Below are 19,848 nucleotides of genomic sequence, written 5' to 3' on the forward strand. Positions count from 1 at the left end.
CCTCGGGGAAAAATTCACCATGAAACTGCTCGCCAAATTCAATCTCGTCTACCTGCTCGTGATGAGCCTGGGCATCGCTCTCAGCGGCTATATCGCCCGCAATCTGCTGCAGAACAACGCCCAGCAGGAGGTTGTCGAGAGCGCGCGCATGCTGATGGAAAAGGCGCTGGCCGTGCGCGCCTACACCAATACGCAGATCAAGCCGCTGCTGGTGTCCCAGATGGCCAATGAATTCCTGCCGCAGACGGTGCCGAGCTATTCGGCCACCGAGGTGCTGGGCACGCTGCTGTCCAAGCACCCCGAGTTCGCCTACAAGGAGGCGACGCTGAACCCGACCAACCCGCGCGACCGGGCCACCAGCTGGGAAGTCGACATCGTCGGCCAGTTCCGCAGCGCGGCCGACTTGAAGGAGACGACGGGCGTGCGCGACACGCCCGCCGGCCCGTCGCTCTACATCGCCCGCCCGCTGCGCATCACCGATCCCGCCTGCCTGGCCTGCCACAGCAGCGTCGAGGCCGCCCCGGCCACCATGGTCGCCAAATACGGCCCCGCCAACGGCTTCGGCTGGAACCTCAATGAGGTCATCGGCGCCCAGATCGTCTCCGTGCCCCTGGGCGTGCCGCTGCAACGCGCCGACCAGACCTTCAAGGTCTTCATCACCTCGCTGATCGGCGTCTTCGTTGCCGTCGGCATCGTGCTGAACCTGATGGTGTGGGTGCTGGTCGTGCGCCCCGTCACCAAGCTCTCGGCCCTGGCCGACCGCGTCAGCCAGGGTGACCTGGAGGCGCCCGAGTTCACCACCGGCGGCAAGGACGAGATCGCCACCCTGTCCGATTCCTTCTCGCGCATGCGCGCCAGCGTCGTGCAGGCCATGAAGTTGCTAGATGCCTGAACCTTCCAAGCACCCGCAGACGCTCGGCAAATACCGCATCACCGAGGTCCTCGGTGAAGGCGCGATGGGTGTCGTCTACAAGGGTTTCGACCCCGACATCCAGCGCACCGTCGCGCTGAAGACCATCCGCACCCAACTCGACGCCGACGACGACAGCCCCGGCGCGCCGGCCTCGCGCTTTCGCAACGAGGCCCAGGCGGCGGGCCGCTTGCATCACCCCGGCATCGTCGCCGTCTACGACTTCGGCCGCGCCGAGAACGTCGCCTACATCGCGATGGAGTTCGTCGAGGGCCGCTCCCTGGCGAGCTACCTCAGCGCCAAGGTCCGCTTCACCGACACCGACATCCCCGGCATCATGAGCCAGCTGCTCGATGCGCTTGACCACGCCCACGAGAAGGGCGTCTGGCATCGCGACATCAAGCCTGCCAACATCATCATGACGACGGCGGGCCGGCTCAAGGTGGCCGACTTCGGCATTGCCCGCATCGAGAGCACCAACCTCACCCAGACCCACTACATGGTGGGCACGCCCAGCCACATGGCGCCCGAGCAGTTCCTGGGCAAGCCCATGGACCGCCGCGTGGACATCTATGGCGCCGGCGTGGTGCTCTACCAGCTGCTCACCGGCCGCGCGCCCTTCGCCGGCACGACCGAGGCGCTGATGTACAAGGTCGTCAACGACATGCCCCAGCCACCGTCGACGGTGGAAGGCGTCGAGCGACCCGGCTGGTTCGACGCCATCATCGCCCGGGCCCTGGCCAAGCGGCCCGACGACCGCTACGCCACCGCCGCGGAATTCAAGCAGGCGCTGACGGATGGCATGGGCCAGGTCATCGATGAGTCGTCGTGGGAGAAGACCATCATGCTGGCGCCGGCTCGCGCCAAGCCCGCCCAGCCCCTGGCCACGCCGACCCATGCGCCGCCATCGCTGGCCGGCACCTCCCTGCCGGGCACCGGCGGCTCGGTCGGCTCGGTGGGAACCGCCAGCGCGCCGACGCCCTCGCATTGGGACAAGGCCCAGCTCACGCAGGCCGAGCTGACGCTGGCCAAGCATGTCGGCCCGCTGGCCAGCGTCCTCGTGCGGCGCGCGGCGCGCGAGTGCCACGACATCAACGAGCTCTACAGCAAGCTGGCCGAGCAGGTCACCGACCCGCGCGCCCGCGACGCCTTCCTCGGCCAGGCCAGCCTCGTCACGGGCGGCCACCACCACCGCACGGCGGGCAGCGGCACGGCCGGCTCACCCTCCGCGGGCGGATCCCGTGGCGCAACAGGCGGCTCGGCAGGCGGCACCATGATCGGCGGCCCGCTCAACGCGGCCGTCATGGACAAAGCCCAGGCCCTGCTGGCCCAGCATGTCGGGCCCATCGCCAAGGTGCTGGTCAAGCGCGCCGCCAACGGCACGGACAGCCGGGCCGTGTTCTTCAACCGGCTGGCCGAAGCGGTCAACGATCCGGCGGCGCGGGAGAAGTTCCTGAAAGAGCTGGGGCGTCTGAGCTGAGCCGGTAGGCCAGCACCTTCAGCGCTCTGTCCTCCGACACATCGCCGAAGGCGGCGGGGTTGGCCACCCGGCCAACAAACTCCAGCTCCGGGGCGCTTTCCGCGACCGCCGCGCGCAGGAAATCCACGCCCAGCTCCGGCGCGTTCAGGCACAGCAGGGCCAGCCCGCCCGGCGCCAGCAGCGCCGGCAGTCGCTTGGCCAGCCGCGCATAGTCCTTGGTCGCGACAAAGCTGCCCTTCTGGAAGCTGGGCGGGTCGCAGATGACGAGGTCATAGGGACCGACACGCGTCAGCTTGCCCCAGGAGTTGAAGATGTCGTGGGCCAGGAATCTGGCGCCGGCCTTCACGCCGTTGAGCTCGTGATTGGTGCGGCCGATGGCCAGCGCGCCTGACGCCATGTCGACGTTGATCACCTCCGCCGCGCCGGCCTGCAGCGCGACGACCGAGAAGGCGCAGGTGTAGGCAAACAGGTTGAGCACCTTGGCGCCCGGCTTCACGTGCTCGCGCACCCAGTGCCGGCCCTCGGCCATGTCGAGAAAGAGCCCGTGGTTCTGGCCGCGCAGCAGGTGCACGGCATAGCGCGTGCCGGCTTCCGTGACGATATGGGGCTCGGGAATGGAGCCGGCCATCAGCCGCGTTTGCGCCCGCTCGCCGCGGCACTGGTAGATCCAGGGCAGCTCGGGCCAACGCGCAATGATCGCAGCGGCAACGCTGGCCAGCTCGTCCTCTGCCAGAGGCTTGAAGCTGGTCAACACCAGGACCGGCGGATAGATGTCCAGGGCGAGATGCTCGCAGCCGGGATGCAGGCCGCCGCGACCGTGGAAGAGGCGCTGGGCGTCTTGAGGAAGGGCCGCCGTGGCGGCGATGGCGTCGAGCAGGGCTTGCATGGGGCGCCATTCTCGAGGCCAGAATCCCGCCCATGGACTTCCAGCTCATCCTCGACGAGATCAACGCCGAACTGCGCCCCCAGCTCGCCACGGCCGGCGGCAAGGTCGCCAGCTATATCCCGGCCCTGGCGCGGGTGTCACCGCTGCAGTTCGGCATCGCGCTGCGCACCTGCGGCGGCAAGACGGCGGCGGCCGGCGACAGCGCGACGCCCTTCTCCATCCAGAGCATGTCCAAGGTGTTCTCGCTGACGCTGGCCATTCGCGCACTCGGCGAGGCCATGTGGGATCGCATCGGCCGCGAGCCTTCGGGCAGCCCCTTCAACTCGCTGGTGCAGCTGGAAAGCGAGCGCGGCATCCCGCGCAACCCCTTCATCAATGCTGGCGCGATTGCCGTGGCGGACCGCCTGGTCTCGCAGGGTGACGCCAAGGCCGAGTTGCTGGCCCTGTTGAGCCGGCTGTGTGGCGAAGCCGTGCACATCGACGCGGAGGTCGCCCGGTCCGAGGCCGACACCGGCTTTCGCAATACCGCGCTGGCCAACTTCATGAAGGGCTTCGGCACGCTGGACAACGACGCGGCCACCGTGCTGGACGTCTACTTCAACCAATGCGCCATCGCGATGACGTGTGAGCAGGTGGCCTGTGCCGCCGGCTTTCTGTGCCGGGACGGCCGCCATCCGCTGGCCGGCACGCCCGTCCTCAGCGCAGCGCAGACGCGACGCGTCAACGCGCTGATGCTGACCTGCGGCACCTATGACGCGGCCGGCGAGTTCGCCTTCCGCATCGGCCTGCCCTGCAAGAGCGGCGTCGGCGGTGGCATCGTCGCCGTCGTGCCCGACCAGCTCAGCCTGTGCGTCTGGTCGCCGGCGCTGGACCCGACCGGCAACTCGCTGCTGGGCCGCCGCGCGCTGGAGCTCTTCGTCGCGAAGACGGGGCTGTCGGTGTTCTGAATCAACTCAGTAGTTGATCGCACTGAGCGCTGTCCACAGCCTACGAAACCGAGGCCTTCGGGGCCGAGCGCTGGGCCGCTCCCGAGCCGGCCCGTCTGGCGATGTGCTCGCGGCTCAATGCCGCGAGCATCGCCGTCCCCTCGGGGGACCGGTCAGACGCACCGCGTTCAGCGGTGTGCGGCTGGACGAGGGGCTTCATCTCAGCTCGCGTACTTGACGCTGCAGCCATAGGGCCGCGTCGACGCCTTCTCGACCTTGCGGCCCGCGGCCACGGCGGCCAGGGCCTCGGTCACATAGGGCTCGGCCTTGGCAATGTCGTCCTTGTTGGGCGTGGCGATGCTGTCGATGCCGCCCTTGTAGGCCAGGGTGCCGTCGGCCTTGATGACATACATATGCGGTGTCGTCTGGGCACCGTAGAGCTTGCCGAGTTCGCCCTTGGGATCCAGCAGGGTGGCGGTGGGCGCCGCACCGCGCTCTGCATTGAGCTTCTGCGCGGCCGCACCGTCGACGAAGCCCTGCTGGCCAGGTGCGGACGAGATCACCTGCAACCAGACCACGCCCTGGGCCGTGGCGGCCTTTTGCTGGCTCTGCATATTGCCGCTGCCGTAGTGCTTTCTCACATAGGGGCAGTCGTGGTTGGTCCATTCCAGCACCACGGTCTTGCCCTTGTAGTCGGCCAGGTTGACGGTCTTGCCGTCGGCCGTCGTGGCGGAGAAGGTCGGCGCTGGCGCGTCGACGTTGGCGTTGGCATGGGCCAGCGCCGGCAGGATCAGGGCGGCGAGCAGGCTGCGGCGAAGCAAGGTCATGTCGAACTCCTGGAGGAAGCGGGGGGTGGGGAGATGGCCTCGACGACAAGGCCGGGCGTGAGGATCTGCGGCAGCACCTGAGCCTCGGCGGCGCCCGGCGCGTAGTAGAGGTAGAGGGGCACGCCCGAGCGGCCATGGGCCTTGAGCACCGCGGTGATGTTGGGATCCTCGCGGGTCCAGTCGCCCTTCAGATAGGCCACGCCGCCCTTGGCGAATGCGTCCTTGACCTCGGGGCGCGACAGCGCGACGCGCTCGTTGACGAGGCAGGAGATGCACCAGGCCGCCGTCATGTTGACGAAGACCGGCTTGTTCTGCGCGCGCAACTCGGCCAAGCGCTCGGCGCTGTAGGCCTCGATGGCGGAGCCGGTGGCAGCGACCGGCACGTCGGCCGCCGAGACCGGCCTGATCCAGTGGATGACGCCCAGTGCCAGCACCACGCTGGCCAGCATCGCCGCCCGGCTGACCCAGCCCTGGCCGGCCCGCAGCAGCCACAGCGCAAAGGCGATCAGCACCAGGCCGCTCAGGGCCATGGCGACGCCGTCCGGCCCGGCCTGCTGGGCCAGCACCCACAGCAGCCAGACCACGGCGGCATACATGGGGAAGGCCAGGAATTGCTTGAACTTGTCCATCCACGCGCCCGGCCGCGGCAGCCAGCGCTGGGCGGCGGGCCAGAAGGCCAGGATCAGGAAAGGTAGGGCCAGGCCCAGGCCCAGGGCCAGGAAGACAGCCAGCATGACGGCGGCCGGCTGGGACAGCGCGAAGGCCAGGGCCGCACCCATGAAGGGCGCCGTGCAGGGCGTGGCGACGACGGCCGCCAGCACGCCGGTGAAGAAGCTGCCGGCCAGGCCCTGCCTGGCGGCCAGGTTGGAGCCCAGCCCCGTGAAGCTGCCGCCCACGTCGAAGAAGCCCGACAGGTTCAGGCCGACCAGGAAGAGCAGATAGCTGACGATGAGGACGAAGACCGGCGAATGGAACTGGAAGCCCCAGCCCACCTGCTGGCCGCCGGCGCGCAGCGCGATCAGCACGGCCGCCAGGGCCGCGAAGCTGAGCAGCACGCCGGCCGTGTAGGCCAGGCCCTCGGCCTTGTGATTGCCCTCGCGCACCAGGGCCAGGGCCTTGATGGACAGCACCGGGAAGACGCAGGGCATCAGGTTCAGGATCAGGCCACCGACCAGCGCAAGCGCCAGGGCGGGCAGCAGGCCCAGGTCGCTTTCCGGCGCGGCTGCGGGCGCCACGGTTTCGGCCGCCGCTGCGCTGAGATCGGCCGGGCCGGGACCCTTGCCTGCGCCCTCGGGCATGGCCGCGGAGATGGTCCAGGCCTGGTCGCCGGCCCCGGTCGTCAGCACGACGACGCCGGACAGCGGCTTGCCGGCGGGCACGGGTTCGTCCCCCGCCGGGATGTCCAGCGCCCAGCCGCCACCCTCGGCCTTGAAGGCCTGGGGCGCGCTGTGGGCCACGGCGCCCCAGGTGTCGGCAAAGAAATAGGCCTTGGTGACTCCGGCCGTCGGGCCGCTGAGCCGCACACCTTGTGGCGCTGCCTTGAGCTGAACGGCGAAGGCCGCCGGCTTGGGAATGGCGCCGCGCCACTCTTCGATCTGGGCTGCATCGGCACCCGCCTTGGCCTGGGCCGCGACGGGCAAATCCAGGCCCAGCGACACCTGCTCGGGAATGCAGACGTCCTTGCAGACCAGCCACTTCACCTCGGCCGCCGGTGTGAAGCGGCCGCCGGGCTTGGCCTCGGCCGGCACCGTCAGCTCGACCAGCAATGCAGCGCGGCCCTCGTAGCCGTAGTTGACGATGGGGCCGATGGCCTGGATGGAGGGCGTGGGCCACTGGATGGCGCCGGCCTGGGCACCATTCCAATCAATGCTGGTCGCCTGGCCCGAGTCGCCGGGGTTGAGCCAGTAGGTGTGCCAATGCGACTTGATGTTCTGCTCCAGCGCTACCGTGAAGCGCTGGCCCGGCGCCACTGTGGCCTGGCTGGAAACCAGGCGGGCTTGCACATGCTCGGTGGCGGCCTCAGGCGGGGCGGCGAGAGCCAGCAAAGGGGCGGCCAGCAAGGCCGGGAGAAAGGGGCGCAGGAACGAGAGCATCCCGAAATCCTAGGCCAAACTGCTTTCACCCCGCCGTGACAGGCCCGCACGCACAAATGCATCGAAGGCCGACCACAGCGGCGCGAAGCGTTCCGGCTGGTCTTCCAGCAGGGCCAGGGCATGCAGCCCGGCCTCCAAAGTCGACAGCTGTCCCGGCCTGTGTGCGCGGCGCAGCGCATAGCGGCCGGGCTGCTCCGGCAGGCTCAGGCGCGGCAGGGCCGCCAGCCAGGGATTGGCGGCCAGCAGGCGGCGGCTCTGGCGCCAGCTGCCGTCGAGCAGGATGAGGCGCTCAACGCTGGCCGCAGCCGCGGCTTCGCCCCCACCCGGGTAGAGCAGGGCCGTGCCGGGTCCCGCCAGGGCCGGGTCGAAAACCTCGCCACGCAGCAGCCGCGCCGGCGGGTTCAGTCCCAGCGCCAGGAAGGCGGCGGTGTTCTTGGCGTGCCCGGCCTCGGCCGGGTGCTGCAGGATGACCAGCTCGGTGCGCACGGCCAGCGGGGCCGGCAGCGTCGCACACAGGCAGGTGCGGGCCGGGCGCTCGCAGCGCGGGCAGACCGCGCGGGGCATGTCAGCCCGGTTCAGTTCGCCGGCGGCGAGACGGAGTGCGGCGCAATCGTCGACACCGTGCTGTCGGCGCCGGCCTCGGCCGCGGCTTCCTCGCTCCTGCGGCGCGAGCGTGTGCTGGGCAGGCCTTCCTGGCGCCGCTTCGCCAGCCGTCCGGCCAGCCACACGCCGCCGACGACGCCGAAGATGTTGAGGGCGCCGAACAGCGGCGCGGCATTGGACGACAGCAGCAGGCTTTGCAGCGGCGCCGAATAGGCCCGCGGCTTCAACGCAAAGCTGAAGGCACCAAAGATCAGCCAGCCCGCCCAGGCCGCGCCGATGCCGGACATCATCCAGGCGACATAGGGGCGGTGGCGGCGGCGCTGCGGGCGCAGGGTCAGATAGCCCCAGATCAGCGCGACGATGAAGAGGATCAGCGCAATGGCTACGGCCTCGCCCAGCATGACCTGCAGGCTGTTGCGGCCGCCCAGCTGGGCGTAGACCTGCCGCGGCAGGCCCGTGCTCGCGTATTTCATGGCCGCGCCCGCGCCGAAGCAGTACAGCAGGAGGCCGGAAAAGAAGGCGATGGAGCGACGGGCGGCTTTCATGGGGGCGCATTCTCGGCGCTGTCGGGCCCGCGGATTCGGGAGGATTTCCCGTTCGGGCAAAACAAAGCCCACCGTCCAGGGGGTGGACGGTGGGCTGGGAGGGGGACTTACAAATTAACGCTTGCGGTCGAAGCGCTGGGCGCGGGCGAGGCCGCGGCGTTCGCCGCTGTAGAAACCGGTGTCGAAGGCCTCGTGCTTGCGGCCCTTTTCGACGGATTCGGCACTCCAGGCGGCTTCCGGGAGGGGCAGGCGGCGCGGCTGGTGTTCGGTGCGGGGCTGGATCTTCATGGTGCTGTCTGGCCTTTGGGGGGCCGTCTCACGCCGAGAGCGGCGCGATTGGGAGGCACAACGGCGGCCCGGCGGCGGCGGTTGACAGGCTGAACACACTTCTTTGCAGTTGTGGCCTGCGGTCACCCGGTGTGTCGACAATGCCGGTTTTGGAATCCCAGGACTTCGCAATGACCGTTCAGCTCAAGAAGACCCTCCCGGCCAAGGCCACCCCCATCACCGTCGTCGACCGCGCCGCCTTCCAGGCCCTGGCTGGCGGCCTGCCCGCCGCCACGCGGGCCTGGCTGGCGACGGTCGGCTTTGTCGGCGCCCCGGACAGCCACGCCCTGGTGCCGGGCGCCGACGGCTGCCTGGCCCAGGTTTTCGCTGGCGTCGCCCACGCCGCCCACCCGTTTGCGCTGAGCGCCCTGCCCCTGGCCCTGCCTGAAGGCGTCTACAAGCTCGACGAGGCCGGTCTGGCCCTGCTGCCCGAGGCCGCGGCCATGTCCTGGGAGCTGGGCGGCTACCGCTTCGACCTCTACAAGCCGGCCAAGCGCGCCCCAGCGACGCTGGCGCTCAAGGGCGGCGCCGACGCCGAACGCGGCCTGGCCCTGGCCGCCGCCATCGCGGCGACGCGCGACCTCGTCAACACGCCAGCCGAGCACATGGGCCCGGCCGAGCTGGCCGCCGCCGCCAAGGCCCTGGCCAAGCAGTACGACGCGAGCTATGCCGAAACCGTGGGCGACGCCCTGCTGAAGAAGAATTTCCCCAGCATCCATGCGGTCGGCCGCGCGAGCACGCGCTCACCTCGCCTGATCGAGATCAACTGGGGCAATCCCAAGCATCCCAAGCTGGCCCTGGTCGGCAAGGGCGTCTGCTTCGACTCCGGCGGCCTGAACATCAAGCCCGGCGAAGGCATGCGCCAGATGAAGAAGGACATGGGCGGCGCCGCCAATGCCCTGGGCCTGGCCACGCTGATCATGGCCTTCAAGCTGCCGGTGCGGCTGCAACTGCTGATCCCGGCGGTCGAGAACTCGATCTCCGGCAATGCCTACCGTCCCGGCGACATCATCAAGACCCGCAAGGGCCTGCACATCGAGATCGGCAACACCGACGCCGAAGGCCGCGTCATCCTCTGCGACGCCCTGGCCTATGCCGCCGAGGGCAAGCCCGATCTGGTCATCGACCTGGCGACGTTGACCGGCGCCGCCCGCGTGGCCCTGGGCGCCCAGCTGCCGGCCCTGTTCGCCAAGCACATGGACACCGCCCGCGACCTTGTCGACCTGGGCCTGAAGCTGGATGACCCGCTGTGGCATATGCCGCTGTGGGCGCCCTATCACGCCGGCATCGAAAGCACGATCGGCGACATCGTCAACACGGGCAAGAGCCCGCTGGCCGGCGCCATCAACGCGGCCCTGTTCCTGGAAGACTTCCTGCCGCCCCAGCAGGACTGGCTGCACGTCGACCTGTTTGCCTGGAACGATGCCCCGCGTGCTGGCCGGCCGGTGGGCGGCGAGGCGCAGACCATCCGCACCCTGCTGGCCTACCTGGAGCAGCGGTATTCGGCCTGATTACTCGGGCGCCTGATCCTTCTTGGGCGGCTGAGCCTCCTGGGCCGCCGGCTGCTCCTTGGCGGGCTGCGGCTTGGCGGCTGGGTCGCGACGCGGCTGATCCGGTTTCTTGCCCTGGCGCTGCGGCGGCCGGCCGCCTTCGCGGCGACCTTCCGGTCGGCCACCGCCACCGCCACCGCCACCGCCACCGCCACCGGGGCGCCGGTCGTCACGGCGCGGCGGTTGGCCATCGCGGCGGGCCTCGCGCGGCGGGGCCGGTGGCGCCTCGGCGCGCTCCTTGCGCGCGATGTCCAGCAGGCCCGGCAGCTCTTCGGCCACCACGCCCTTGAGCACGCAGAAGTTGGCCTCGGTCAGCGTCGTGCGCTCGAAGTCCCACAGCAGCTGGGCACGGTTGCGGCGCTGCTGAGCCTCCAGGCGATGACGCTCCTGCTCGGCCTGCTCCCGCTCCTGCTTGAGGCCGCGGCGGCGGGTCAGCTCTTCCTGGGCGGCCTTGAGGTGTTCCTCGGTGATCTCGCCGGCCGGCTGGCCGTCGAGGTCAAAGCGCGTCTTGGCCTGGGTCAGCGCGATCAGATAGCCGGTGCCACCGGTGTAGCGGCGCAGGAAGGCACTGAGCTGGGCCTTGGTGAACTTGCCGGGCGCGCGCTCCTGGATGTCGGCCTGGATACGCAGCTTGACCGGCTTGGGCTTGCCGGTGAACAGCGCGGGGAACAGGGCCTTGAGCTCTGCGGTGGCGTCGACGGGCGCCGCGGCGGGCGCAGCAGCCGGCTGGGCCTCGGGTGCAGGCGCGGCGGCGGCTTCGTCGGACGGGGTAACGGGATCGGGCAGATCGGAATTCATCGCAAAGCGGTTGGCAAGCAAGGGGCGGGATTGTCGGCCATCATGGCCGCCTGCACGCATCCCTCGACAAAGGCCAGCAAATGCATCTTGAAGGCTCCTGCCACTGCCGCAGCGTGAAGTTCTCGGTCGAGGCCGATTCGCCCCTGCCTTTCATGCGCTGCTACTGCTCCATCTGCCGCAAGACGGCCGGCGCCGGCGGCTACGCAATCAACCTGGGCGCCTTGACCCACACGATGAAGGTCAAGGGCAAGCGGCATCTGCACATCTACCGAGCCAAGCTGCCCGACAAGGACGGCAAGGGCAGGCACAAGAGCAGCGCGCGGCGCTATTTCTGCGTGAAGTGCGGCAGTGCGCTGTGGCTGTGGGACCCGACCTGGCCGGAACTCGTGCATCCGCATGCCAGCGCCATCGACACGCCGCTGCCAACGCCGCCCGAGCATGTGCATTGCATGGTGGGCTCCAAGGCGGATTGGGTCGAGGTGGAAGGCCACGCCAAGGATCCGCGCTTCGATGAGTACCCGGAGATGTCACTCGCCGAGTGGCATCGGGCCCACGGCTTCTAGCCCAGACCGCCAAACACTTTCTTCAGGATGGCGCTGCCCGTACCCACCGGGTCCTGGCGGATCTTCTTCTCCTCCTCGCCGATCATGCGATAGAGCCCGTCCAGGGCCTTGGCCGTCACATACTGCTGGATATTGGCCTCGTCACCCCTCACGAGGCCGAAGCTGCCGGCCTTCTTGGCCACGGCGTTGTACTTGTCGGCCAGTGCCACCTTCTCGGTCGCCTTGGTCACGATGGGCAGGAACTGCTGGCCCAGCGGCTCGCGCGTCTTGCCGGCAAAGAACTGCGTCACCGAGTCGTCGCCACCCTTGAGGATCTTCAGGCCGTCGTCGACGCTCATGTCCTTGACCGCCTTCACCAGCAAGGGCTTGGCCGCCGGCACGGCGGCTTCGGCGGCGCGGTTCATCGCGGTGACGAGCTCGTCCAGCCTGGCGCCCTGGCCGGTGGCCTTGAGCAGCTTGGCAGCGTCCTTCAGATAGCCCGGCAGCTCGATCTTGACGAGAGGGTTGCCGAGGAAGCCGTTGGGCCGGCCCAGCAAGGCGACGGCCGCATTGGCACCACGTTCCAGCGCGGTGCGGATGCCGGCATTGGCGTCGCCCTCACTCAGGTTCAGCGCCCAGGCGGGACGCAGCAGCACGAAGGGTGCCGTGACGATGACGAGGCGGCGCTGCATGGCGGGCTCCAGATGACGGAGCCCCATCTTGCCACCGGCCCCTAGTTGAAGGCGATGGCGCGGGACGGCCGCTGGGTCTCGCGCTTGCGGCTGTACATGCGTTGATCGGCCAGATCCAGCAATTCCCCCACGTCCAGGCTGTCATCGGGGCAGCTGGCCGCGCCCATGCTGGCGGCGAGCGGCAGGGAGTGGCCCTCGAACAGGAAGCTGCCGTTGACCTGCAGCTCCAGCCGACTGAGGGTCGTCGCCAGCCCGCCCTCGGCGGCCAAGGGCCGCAGCAGCACGCCGAATTCATCGCCACCCAGGCGCGCCGCCGTGTCCGACTGGCGCACGCAGGCCGTGAGACGACGCGCGAACTCCAGCAACGCTGCGTCGCCCGCGCGGTGGCCATGGGTGTCGTTGATGGGCTTGAGCCCGTCCAGGTCCAGCATGACGATGGCCAGCGGCTTGCCATCGCGCTCGGCATGCGCCAGCGAGGCCCGCAGGCGGTCCAGGAACAGCGAGCGGTTGGGCAGGTTGGTCAGGCTGTCGTGCGTGGCCTTGTGGAAGAGTTCGCTCGGCGAGTAGCGCGTCGCGAAATACATGGCCGCGCCGACAAGCTCGGACAACAGCTCCAGCACTTCCACGTCACGCTCGTCAAACCGGGCCACGCGGCTCGACATGGCCTTCAGCACGCCCACAGTCACGCCGTGGTGGCGCAGCGGCACGACCACCATCGAACGCAGCCCCAGGCGCTCGCAGGCGGCCCGGTCGGTCCGGGGATCACTGAGGGCGTCGTCGCAGCGCAGCGCCAGGCCCTGCTGGACACACAGGCCCGACAGGCTGCTGCCACGCCCCAGCCTCAGTCCCAGGCTGCCGGCGGCGCGGCCAGCCGCGGCGCGATAGACCATTTCGTCGCCTTCGGCCATTTCCACCGCGGCGCCCTCCGCGCCGACCAGACCGAGGGTGCGGTCGACGACGAGGTTCATCACGCTGCCCAGGTCCAGCCCGAGGCGGGCCACCTCGGTCTGGATGGCAATCACTTCCAGCAGCTTTTCCCTGCTCGGCACATGCATCTCCTGGCTGCATCCGCTGCGGATGCGGCCCGTGGCGCTGTGCGCTCTGTCGGGCATGCCCCTGTTCAAGCCTGGATTTTGCACTGCGGCATAAATGATGTCGACACGCAGATATTTCCGGTCGGGGGCTTGCGTTGAGTCAAGACGCGCCCTGGGCGGCTGCCTAGCATGGCTTGCCAGCGCTCGATGACACAAGCCGCGCCGGAGACACCCATGCTGCCCGCCTATATCAGCCATCCCGACTGCCTCCGTCACGACATGGGCGAAGGCCACCCCGAATGCCCGCAGCGCCTGACCGCCATCGCCGACGCGCTGCTGGCGCGTGGGCTGCTGGACTACATGCTGCCCTATGACGCACCACTGGCCACCGAGGCCCAGCTGGAACGGGCGCACACGGCCCTGCACGTGCGGCGCATGTTCGACGCCGCGCCCGCGCGGGGCCATGTGCAGGTGGACCCGGACACCTGCATGAACCCGCACACCCTCCCCGCCGCCTTGCGCGCCGCGGGCGCCGCCGTGCTGGCGACCGACCTCGTGCTGGGCGGCCAGGTGCCAGCCGCCTTCTGCGCCGTGCGCCCACCCGGCCACCATGCCGAGCAGGACGCCGCCATGGGCTTTTGCTTCTTCAACAATGTCGCCGTCGGCATCCGCCACGCGCTGGATGTGCACGGCCTCACGCGCGTGGCCCTGGTCGACTTCGACGTCCACCACGGCAACGGCAGCGAGGACATCCTGGCCGGCGACGAGCGCGTGCTGATGTGCAGCATCTTCGAGACCGGCCTTTATCCCTTCAACGGCGCGGACGGCCGCTCTCTGAAGGATGCGCCCAATATGGTCAACGTCGGCCTGGCGCCGCGCAGCGGCAGCGAGGCGTTCCGCGCTGCCGTCACCGATCACTGGCTGCCGGCGCTGGAGCGCCTGCGGCCCGAGCTGATCTACATCAGCGCCGGCTTCGACGCCCACCGCGAGGACGATATGGCCCACCTCAGCCTGGTCGACGCGGACTACGCCTGGGTCACGCGCCAGCTGATGGACGTCGCCGAGCGCCACTGCCGCGGTCGCGTCATCTCCTGCCTGGAGGGCGGCTACGTCCTCAACCCGCTGGCGCGCAGCGTGGCGGCCCATGTCAAGGTGCTGATCGGCGCCGACTAGAGTTCGCTGCATGGATCACCACTTCCTCACGCCGCTGTTCATGCCTGCTTCGGTGGTGGTCTTCGCCGGCCCGCCGGACGACCCCGAGCGCCAGACCCGCCAGGCGCGCGTGCTGCGCGCCGCGCTGGCTGCCGCTCCCGGCGCGAGCCCGCCGCAGTTCCTGCACGGCGACACCACCGGCACCCTGGGCGAGCTGGCGCGCTCGCGGGCCGACCTGGCCGTCATCGCGCTACCGGCCGGGGAGATCGCCGCGGCGCTGGAGGTGGCCGGCCGCATTGCCTGCCGTTCGGCGCTGATCATCAGCGACGGCATCGAGCCCGAGCAGGCGGCCCAGCTCAAGCGCATCGCCCGCCGCGAAGGCGTGCACCTGCTCGGCCCCAACTGCCTGGGCTTCCAGCGCCCGCAGCTGAACCTCAATGCGAGTGCGGCCGGCCCCCTGGCGGCGGAGGGCTCGCTGGCCATGGTGTCGCAGTCCGGTGCGCTGACCTCGGCCATGCTGGACTGGGCGCGGCAGAACCATGTCGGCTTCAGCCAGGTCGTGTCCCTCGGCCCGAACGCGGCGGTCGACCTGGCGCAGGTGCTCGACTTCCTCGCCGCCGACAACCGCACCCAGAGCATCGTCGTCTACCTGGAGGGCATTTCCAGCGCGCGTCGCTTCATGAGCGCGCTGCGCTCTGCGGCACATGCCAAGCCCGTGGTGGTGCTCAAGGCCGGCCGGCGCAGCGCCGGCAACGAGGCCGCCCTGACGCACAGCCGTGCCATCGTCGGCAGCGACGATGTGTTCGACGCCGCGCTGCGCCGCGCCGGTGCGGTGCGCGTGCGCAGCTTCGTCGAGTTGTTCTCGGCCGCCAAATGCCTGGCGGCGCGCTACCGGCCGGTCGGCAAGCGCCTGGCCATCATCACCAACGGCGGCGGCCCGGGCGTGCTGGCAGCCGACTGGGTCAGCGAGATCGGCCTGCAGCTCGGCCGCCTGTCGCCCGACGGCGCATTGGCCCTCTCGCCCCAGTTGCCCTGTCGCGCTTCGCTGGCCGACCTGCTCGACCTGTCGGCCGAGGCGACGCCGGAACACTTCCGCCTCGCACTCGAGGCCGCGGCGGCCGACCCGGCCATCGACGGACTGCTGGCCATCTATGCGCCGCAGATCGGTTCGGACGCCGCCGAGGTGGCGCGCGCCGTCGTGAGGGCCAAGGCCGCCACGGCCAAGCCGCTGCTGGGTTGCTGGATGGGCGACGCCTCCGTGCAGGAAGCCCGCCGCGTCCTCAACGACGGTGGCATTGCCAATTTCCGCACCCCCGAGGCGGCCGTGGGCGCCTTCGGCAACATCGCCTCGTTCTACGCCAACCAGCAGCTGCTGATGCAGACGCCGCCACCCATGTCCAGCCTGGCCCAGCCCGACGTGGAGGCCGCGCGCCTGCTCATCGAGAGCGTGCTGGCCGAGCGCCGCCGCACGCTGACCGAGATGGAGAGCAAGGCCCTGCTCGCGGCCTTCCACATCCCCGTCACGCAGACGGTGCTGGCGCGCAGCGCCAACGAGGCCATGATGCTGGCCACCCAGCTCGGCTTCCCGGTGGCGCTGAAGATCGATTCGCCCGATATCGCTCATAAGAGCGACGTGCAGGGCGTGGCCCTGAACATCCAGAGCGGCGCTGCGGCGCGCGACACCTTCAACGAGATGGTGGCCCGCGTGAAGCGGCTGCAGCCGCAGGCGCGCATCAACGGCGTGACAGTGCAGAAGATGGCACGCGCACGCCGCGGCCACGAGGTCTGCGTCGGCCTGGTGACGGACGAAGCCTTCGGCCCCACCATCGTCTTCGGCGCCGGCGGCACGATGATCGAGCTGATCGCCGACCGCGCCATGGAGCTGCCGCCGCTGAACCAGTTCCTGGCCCGCCGCCTGATCGAGCGCGCCCGCGTGTCCGAAACCCTGGCCACAGGCTGGCAGGGCGGCGCGCCCGCGGACCTGGAGGCGCTGGAGCAGGTGCTGCTGCGCGTCAGCGAGATGGTCTGCGAGTTCCCGCAGCTGCGCGAGATGGACATCAACCCGCTGATCGTCGACGAGACGGGTGCCGTTGCCGTGGACGCCCGCATCGTGCTGCAGCCCGGCCCCCAGGCCGGCAGCCCGCGCGCCTTCGACTATCCCCACCTGGCCATCCTGCCCTACCCCGCGCGCTTCGAGCAGATCTGGCCCTTGGCCGGCGGCGGCGAGGTGAGCGTGCGCCCGGTGCGCCCCGACGACGCGCAGATGCTGCAGGACCTGGTGCGCGGCCTCAAGCCCGAGAGCCGCTACTTCCGCTTTGCCAGCGCCATCAAGGAGCTGCCGCCCGGGCTGCTGGCGCGCCTGACGCTGATCGACTACGACCGCGAGATGGCGCTGGTGGCCGTCTACACCGAGCGCACGGCGCGTGACGACGGGGGCTTCGACGAGGCGGAACGCATCGTCGGCGTGTCGCGCATCATCACCAACCCCGACCAGACCAGCTGCGAGTTCAGCCTGCTCGTGGCCGACGACTTCGGCGGCAAGGGCCTGGGTTCGCGGCTGATGGAAGGCATCACCGATGCCGCCCGCGAGAAGGGCCTGGCCGACATCGAGGGCCTGGTGCTGACGAACAATGCCGACATGCTCAAGCTGATGCGCGGCCTGGGCTTCGCGGTCAAGCCCTTCCCCGACGACCCGGACTTCAAGCTGGTGACGCGCTCACTGCAGCGCTGACAGCCTCTGCGTCAGCAGCGCGAAAAAGCCGTCCGAGTCGACATGGCGCAGCACCTGGGCGTTGGCCGGCAGGCCCGTGACGCCCCACCAGTCGATGACGGTCATGCCCCGCGTCAGCTCGCTTTGGGTCTCGATGCGGACATTGCAGACGCGGCCCGAGAACAGGTCGGGCTGGAGCAGGAAGGCGATGACGCAGGGGTCGTGCAGCGGACCGCCGTCCTGGCCGTATTTCTCTTCGTCAAAGCGCTCGAAGAACTCCATCCAGGCGGCGACGACGCTGCCGACGCGATTGCCCAGGGCGCGGATGGCCTCGATACGCGCTGCCGTCGTCAGCGCCTCGTGGGTGACGTCCAGCGGCGCCATCGTGATGGGCACGCCGCTGTTGAAGACCTCGTGCGCCGCCCGTGGGTCGACATAGATGTTGAATTCGGCCGCCGGCGTGACGTTGCCGCCCTCGAAGAAGCCGCCGCCCATCAGCACGATGCGGCGGATGCGCGCCGCGATGTCGGGTGCCCGGCGCAGGGCCAGGGCGATATTCGTCAGCGGCCCCAGCGGGCACAGCGTCACCGTGCCGGCCTCGCGCTCGCGCAAGGTCTGGATGATGAAGTCCACGGCATGGCGGGAGTCGACGGCCAGCGTGGGATCGGGCAGTTCGACGCCGTTGAGGCCGGTGTCGCCATGCACATGCTCGGCGGTGACCAGGGGCACGTCCAGCGGGCGGTCGGCGCCGGCGCAGATGGGCACGTCGCGGCGGCCGGCCAGCTCCATGACCTTGCGCGCGTTCAGCGTCGTCAGCGCCAGCGGCACATTGCCGGCCACCGTCGTCACGCCGAGCAGCTCCAGCTCGGGGCTGGCGGCGGCCAGCAGCAGGGCGATGGCGTCGTCCTGGCCGGGATCGGTGTCGATGATGATGGCGTGGCTCATGGGAGTGCGGGCGGCGGTGCGAGATCGAGGTCGATGGCGCCGAACAGGCTGTGCTGGCCGTCGGCGGACTTGAGGTCCAGGCGCAGGCTGTCCCCCGGCGCGAGCGGCAGCTCCAGCGCCCCCAGGGACACGCCGGCGAGTTGGCCGGCGCGCAGCGCCCGCAGGCGGGCCAGGCGGGCCAGCGCGTCGCCGGGCACGGCGGCCACATCGCGCGGGTCGAGCTTGGCGCCGTTGTGCAGGGCGACGAGGCGGGCCTGCAGGCGGCCGCCGCCCCAGGCCTCGCCCAGTTCGTCGGGCGTGACGGCCAGCGGCGCGCAGTGGGTGGCGATCAGGTCGCCATCCAGGCGCCAGTCCACGGCCAGCGTCAGCAGGCGCAGGGCGTCCAGGGCGGCAGCCGCGTCGCTGGCGGCAGCGAGATCGCCTGTGATGACGGCCAGGGCCGGCTCACAGGCGGCCGGCGCCCTGAGAGGCTGATGCGGGCCCTGGAACTGGCCTGCCTCGCGGCGCACGCTGCCCTCGACGTCGACAACGGCCCAACCATAGGCGCGTGGCAGCGGCGCCACGCATTTCTCGGGCTCGAAGGCGAAGGCATGGCGCAGCTTGCCGTGGTTGAGCTGCACGGCGAGGTCTTCGAGCTGCGGGGCGAGAAAGCCCCAGTCGTCGAGGACCTGCTGGAGGCGCGTGGCGATGCCGGTGGCGTAATGCGCCTGGGTCAGGTCGCGCGACACGACGACGAGGTGGCCGTCGCGCGAGCCGTCGGCGTAGCTGGCGAGTTTCATGAGGAAGGGGCAGCGGTGATGGCAGCATTGTGCGATGCGCGCCGGCCTGCCCTCCCCCCGCGCCGCCGCGCTTGCGCTGGCGGCCAGCCTGCTCGCCCATCTGGCGCTGCTGGGCGGCGAGCGGGTGCGTGAGGACAGCGCCACGCGGCCGACGCGCGCCGTCAGCGTCGCGCTGCTGCAACCGCCCACCCTGCCCGCGGCCCTGCCGGAGCCCGCGTTGCCGGTCCCGCCCTCGGCCCAGGCCCGCTCGACCCGACCCAGCAGCCGGCCACCGCTGCCGGCCGTCGAGGCCCCTCCAGCGGCGCCCGACTCGCCCCTGCTGCGACTGGCCGGCCCGGCCACCTGGCAGTACCGGCTGCGCCAGAGCGGCCAGGACGGCGAGGCCCTGCTGGACTGGCGCCCCGAGGCCGACGGCCGCTACAGCCTGCGTCTGACCCGCCGTGTCGGCGAGCGCACCCTGCCGGCCTGGGAAAGCCTGGGGCATACGGGCAGCGCCGGCCTGGCGCCCGAACGCTTCGCCTTGCAGCGCGGCGGCCAGGATCGCCAGGCGATCAATTTCGATGCCGAAGGGCGGCGCGTCAGCTTCTCAAGCAGCCCGGCCCAGCTGGAGCTGCCGGAGGGCACCCAGGACCGCCTGTCCTGGTGGCTGCAACTCGCCGCCCTGGTGCAGGCCGCCCCGGCACCGGGCGGGCGCTGGCGTGTCTGGGTGGCCGGATTGCGTGGCGAATTGCGCGAATGGACCTTCGAAGCCGTTGAATCAGCGCCGGAAGACGCCGGCCTGTTGCATCTGCGCCGCCTGCCGCTGGGCGAGCGCGACCCCGGCGTCGAGCTGTGGCTGGACCCGGCCCGTGGCTACTGGCCGGTGCGGCTGCGCCAGGGCGATCCGGAAACCCGCGGTTTCGAAATCCGTCTGTCCGACGTGAACTCCTGACGCTTCCTACACGTTGTCAGCGCATGGGATGACCCGAACAGCGGGGCGTTCTGCCAGTATCTGAACCAAGCGGGGCTTGAAACACTTGGCCCCACCCGCAGTTGAAGCCGTGAGGAGA

19 protein-coding genes are annotated in these 19,848 nt (G+C 70.2%); 8 read left to right on the forward strand and 11 right to left on the reverse strand.

The window, feature by feature from the left end:
- Nucleotides 1–19 precede the first annotated feature (19 nt).
- Together J2X20_RS14950 and J2X20_RS14955 are read left to right on the forward strand one after the other, a co-directional pair.
- Complete coding sequence (locus J2X20_RS14950) at nt 20–892, forward strand: Tll0287-like domain-containing protein (protein WP_310266107.1); 873 nt, start codon at nt 20–22, stop codon at nt 890–892.
- Nucleotides 885–2,390, forward strand: coding sequence for a serine/threonine-protein kinase (locus J2X20_RS14955; RefSeq protein ID WP_310266109.1), 1,506 nt, complete (start codon nt 885–887; stop codon nt 2,388–2,390). The genes J2X20_RS14950 and J2X20_RS14955 overlap by 8 nt, the downstream gene beginning before the upstream one ends.
- Here J2X20_RS14955 and J2X20_RS14960 read toward each other — a convergent pair.
- On the reverse strand, nt 2,335–3,276 hold the full coding sequence (locus tag J2X20_RS14960; protein WP_310266112.1) for a class I SAM-dependent methyltransferase: 942 nt from the start codon (nt 3,274–3,276) through the stop codon (nt 2,335–2,337). The two genes, J2X20_RS14955 and J2X20_RS14960, sit on opposite strands and share 56 nt — an antisense overlap.
- A gap of 32 nt (nt 3,277–3,308) precedes the next feature.
- Here J2X20_RS14960 and J2X20_RS14965 point away from each other — a divergent pair, with 32 nt between their 5' ends.
- Nucleotides 3,309–4,223, forward strand: a complete 915-nt coding sequence (locus J2X20_RS14965; RefSeq protein WP_310266114.1) for a glutaminase — start codon at nt 3,309–3,311, stop codon at nt 4,221–4,223.
- Between the two features lie 200 nt (nt 4,224–4,423).
- Here the strand turns inward: J2X20_RS14965 and J2X20_RS14970 are convergent, their stop codons facing one another.
- From J2X20_RS14970 to J2X20_RS14990, 5 genes are all read right to left on the reverse strand, one after another.
- Nucleotides 4,424–5,029, reverse strand: coding sequence for a redoxin domain-containing protein (locus J2X20_RS14970; RefSeq protein WP_310266116.1), 606 nt, complete (start codon nt 5,027–5,029; stop codon nt 4,424–4,426).
- The gene (locus J2X20_RS14975; protein WP_310266118.1) at nt 5,026–7,122 is read right to left on the reverse strand and encodes a protein-disulfide reductase DsbD family protein; all 2,097 of its coding nucleotides are present in this window, start codon (nt 7,120–7,122) and stop codon (nt 5,026–5,028) included. Before J2X20_RS14975 ends, J2X20_RS14970 begins: the two co-directional genes overlap by 4 nt.
- 9 nt (nt 7,123–7,131) lie before the next feature.
- Nucleotides 7,132–7,686: a tRNA-uridine aminocarboxypropyltransferase gene (locus tag J2X20_RS14980; RefSeq protein WP_310266120.1), complete on the reverse strand. Its 555-nt coding sequence runs from the start codon at nt 7,684–7,686 to the stop codon at nt 7,132–7,134.
- An 11-nt stretch (nt 7,687–7,697) separates the two neighbouring features.
- Nucleotides 7,698–8,270 (reverse strand): hypothetical protein, encoded by a 573-nt coding sequence (locus J2X20_RS14985; protein WP_310266123.1) that lies wholly within the window; start codon nt 8,268–8,270, stop codon nt 7,698–7,700.
- A 114-nt stretch (nt 8,271–8,384) separates the two neighbouring features.
- Nucleotides 8,385–8,558 carry a hypothetical protein gene (locus J2X20_RS14990; RefSeq protein WP_158593544.1) on the reverse strand — a complete coding sequence of 58 codons (174 nt, stop codon included), beginning with the start codon at nt 8,556–8,558 and terminating at the stop codon, nt 8,385–8,387.
- 170 nt (nt 8,559–8,728) lie between these two features.
- Between J2X20_RS14990 and J2X20_RS14995 the strand changes: the two genes are divergently transcribed.
- Nucleotides 8,729–10,108, forward strand: a complete 1,380-nt coding sequence (locus J2X20_RS14995; RefSeq protein ID WP_310266128.1) for a leucyl aminopeptidase family protein — start codon at nt 8,729–8,731, stop codon at nt 10,106–10,108.
- On the opposite strand, the gene J2X20_RS15000 is transcribed toward J2X20_RS14995, so the two are convergent.
- The gene (locus J2X20_RS15000) at nt 10,109–10,966 is read right to left on the reverse strand and encodes a ProQ/FINO family protein (protein WP_310266130.1); all 858 of its coding nucleotides are present in this window, start codon (nt 10,964–10,966) and stop codon (nt 10,109–10,111) included. It lies immediately after the preceding gene.
- Nucleotides 10,967–11,025: 59 nt separating this feature from the next.
- Here J2X20_RS15000 and J2X20_RS15005 point away from each other — a divergent pair, with 59 nt between their 5' ends.
- Nucleotides 11,026–11,508, forward strand: a complete 483-nt coding sequence (locus J2X20_RS15005) for a GFA family protein (protein ID WP_310266132.1) — start codon at nt 11,026–11,028, stop codon at nt 11,506–11,508.
- Here the strand turns inward: J2X20_RS15005 and J2X20_RS15010 are convergent.
- Both J2X20_RS15010 and J2X20_RS15015 read right to left on the reverse strand, forming a co-directional pair.
- The gene (locus J2X20_RS15010) at nt 11,505–12,179 is read right to left on the reverse strand and encodes a DUF4197 domain-containing protein (protein WP_310266135.1); all 675 of its coding nucleotides are present in this window, start codon (nt 12,177–12,179) and stop codon (nt 11,505–11,507) included. The genes J2X20_RS15005 and J2X20_RS15010 overlap by 4 nt on opposite strands.
- A 41-nt stretch (nt 12,180–12,220) precedes the next feature.
- The gene (locus tag J2X20_RS15015; RefSeq protein WP_310266138.1) at nt 12,221–13,291 is read right to left on the reverse strand and encodes a diguanylate cyclase domain-containing protein; all 1,071 of its coding nucleotides are present in this window, start codon (nt 13,289–13,291) and stop codon (nt 12,221–12,223) included.
- A 156-nt stretch (nt 13,292–13,447) separates the two neighbouring features.
- Here J2X20_RS15015 and J2X20_RS15020 point away from each other — a divergent pair, with 156 nt between their 5' ends.
- Together J2X20_RS15020 and J2X20_RS15025 are read left to right on the forward strand one after the other, a co-directional pair.
- Nucleotides 13,448–14,386 (forward strand): histone deacetylase family protein, encoded by a 939-nt coding sequence (locus tag J2X20_RS15020; RefSeq protein WP_310266142.1) that lies wholly within the window; start codon nt 13,448–13,450, stop codon nt 14,384–14,386.
- A gap of 10 nt (nt 14,387–14,396) precedes the next feature.
- Nucleotides 14,397–17,096, forward strand: a complete 2,700-nt coding sequence (locus tag J2X20_RS15025) for a bifunctional acetate--CoA ligase family protein/GNAT family N-acetyltransferase (RefSeq protein WP_310266145.1) — start codon at nt 14,397–14,399, stop codon at nt 17,094–17,096.
- Here J2X20_RS15025 and J2X20_RS15030 read toward each other — a convergent pair.
- Entirely contained in the window at nt 17,082–18,020 is a 939-nt protein-coding gene (locus tag J2X20_RS15030) for a nucleoside hydrolase (protein WP_310266148.1), read from the reverse strand. The two genes, J2X20_RS15025 and J2X20_RS15030, sit on opposite strands and share 15 nt — an antisense overlap.
- Nucleotides 18,017–18,799: a fumarylacetoacetate hydrolase gene (locus J2X20_RS15035; RefSeq protein WP_310266150.1), complete on the reverse strand. Its 783-nt coding sequence runs from the start codon at nt 18,797–18,799 to the stop codon at nt 18,017–18,019. The genes J2X20_RS15030 and J2X20_RS15035 overlap by 4 nt, the downstream gene beginning before the upstream one ends.
- 34 nt (nt 18,800–18,833) lie before the next feature.
- Between J2X20_RS15035 and J2X20_RS15040 the strand changes: the two genes are divergently transcribed.
- Nucleotides 18,834–19,730, forward strand: a complete 897-nt coding sequence (locus J2X20_RS15040) for a hypothetical protein (RefSeq protein ID WP_310266154.1) — start codon at nt 18,834–18,836, stop codon at nt 19,728–19,730.
- The last annotated feature ends 118 nt before the right edge of the window (nt 19,731–19,848 follow it).

Source organism: Roseateles saccharophilus, assembly GCF_031458095.1.
Taxonomy (GTDB): Bacteria; Pseudomonadota; Gammaproteobacteria; order Burkholderiales; family Burkholderiaceae_C; genus Pelomonas; species Pelomonas saccharophila_A.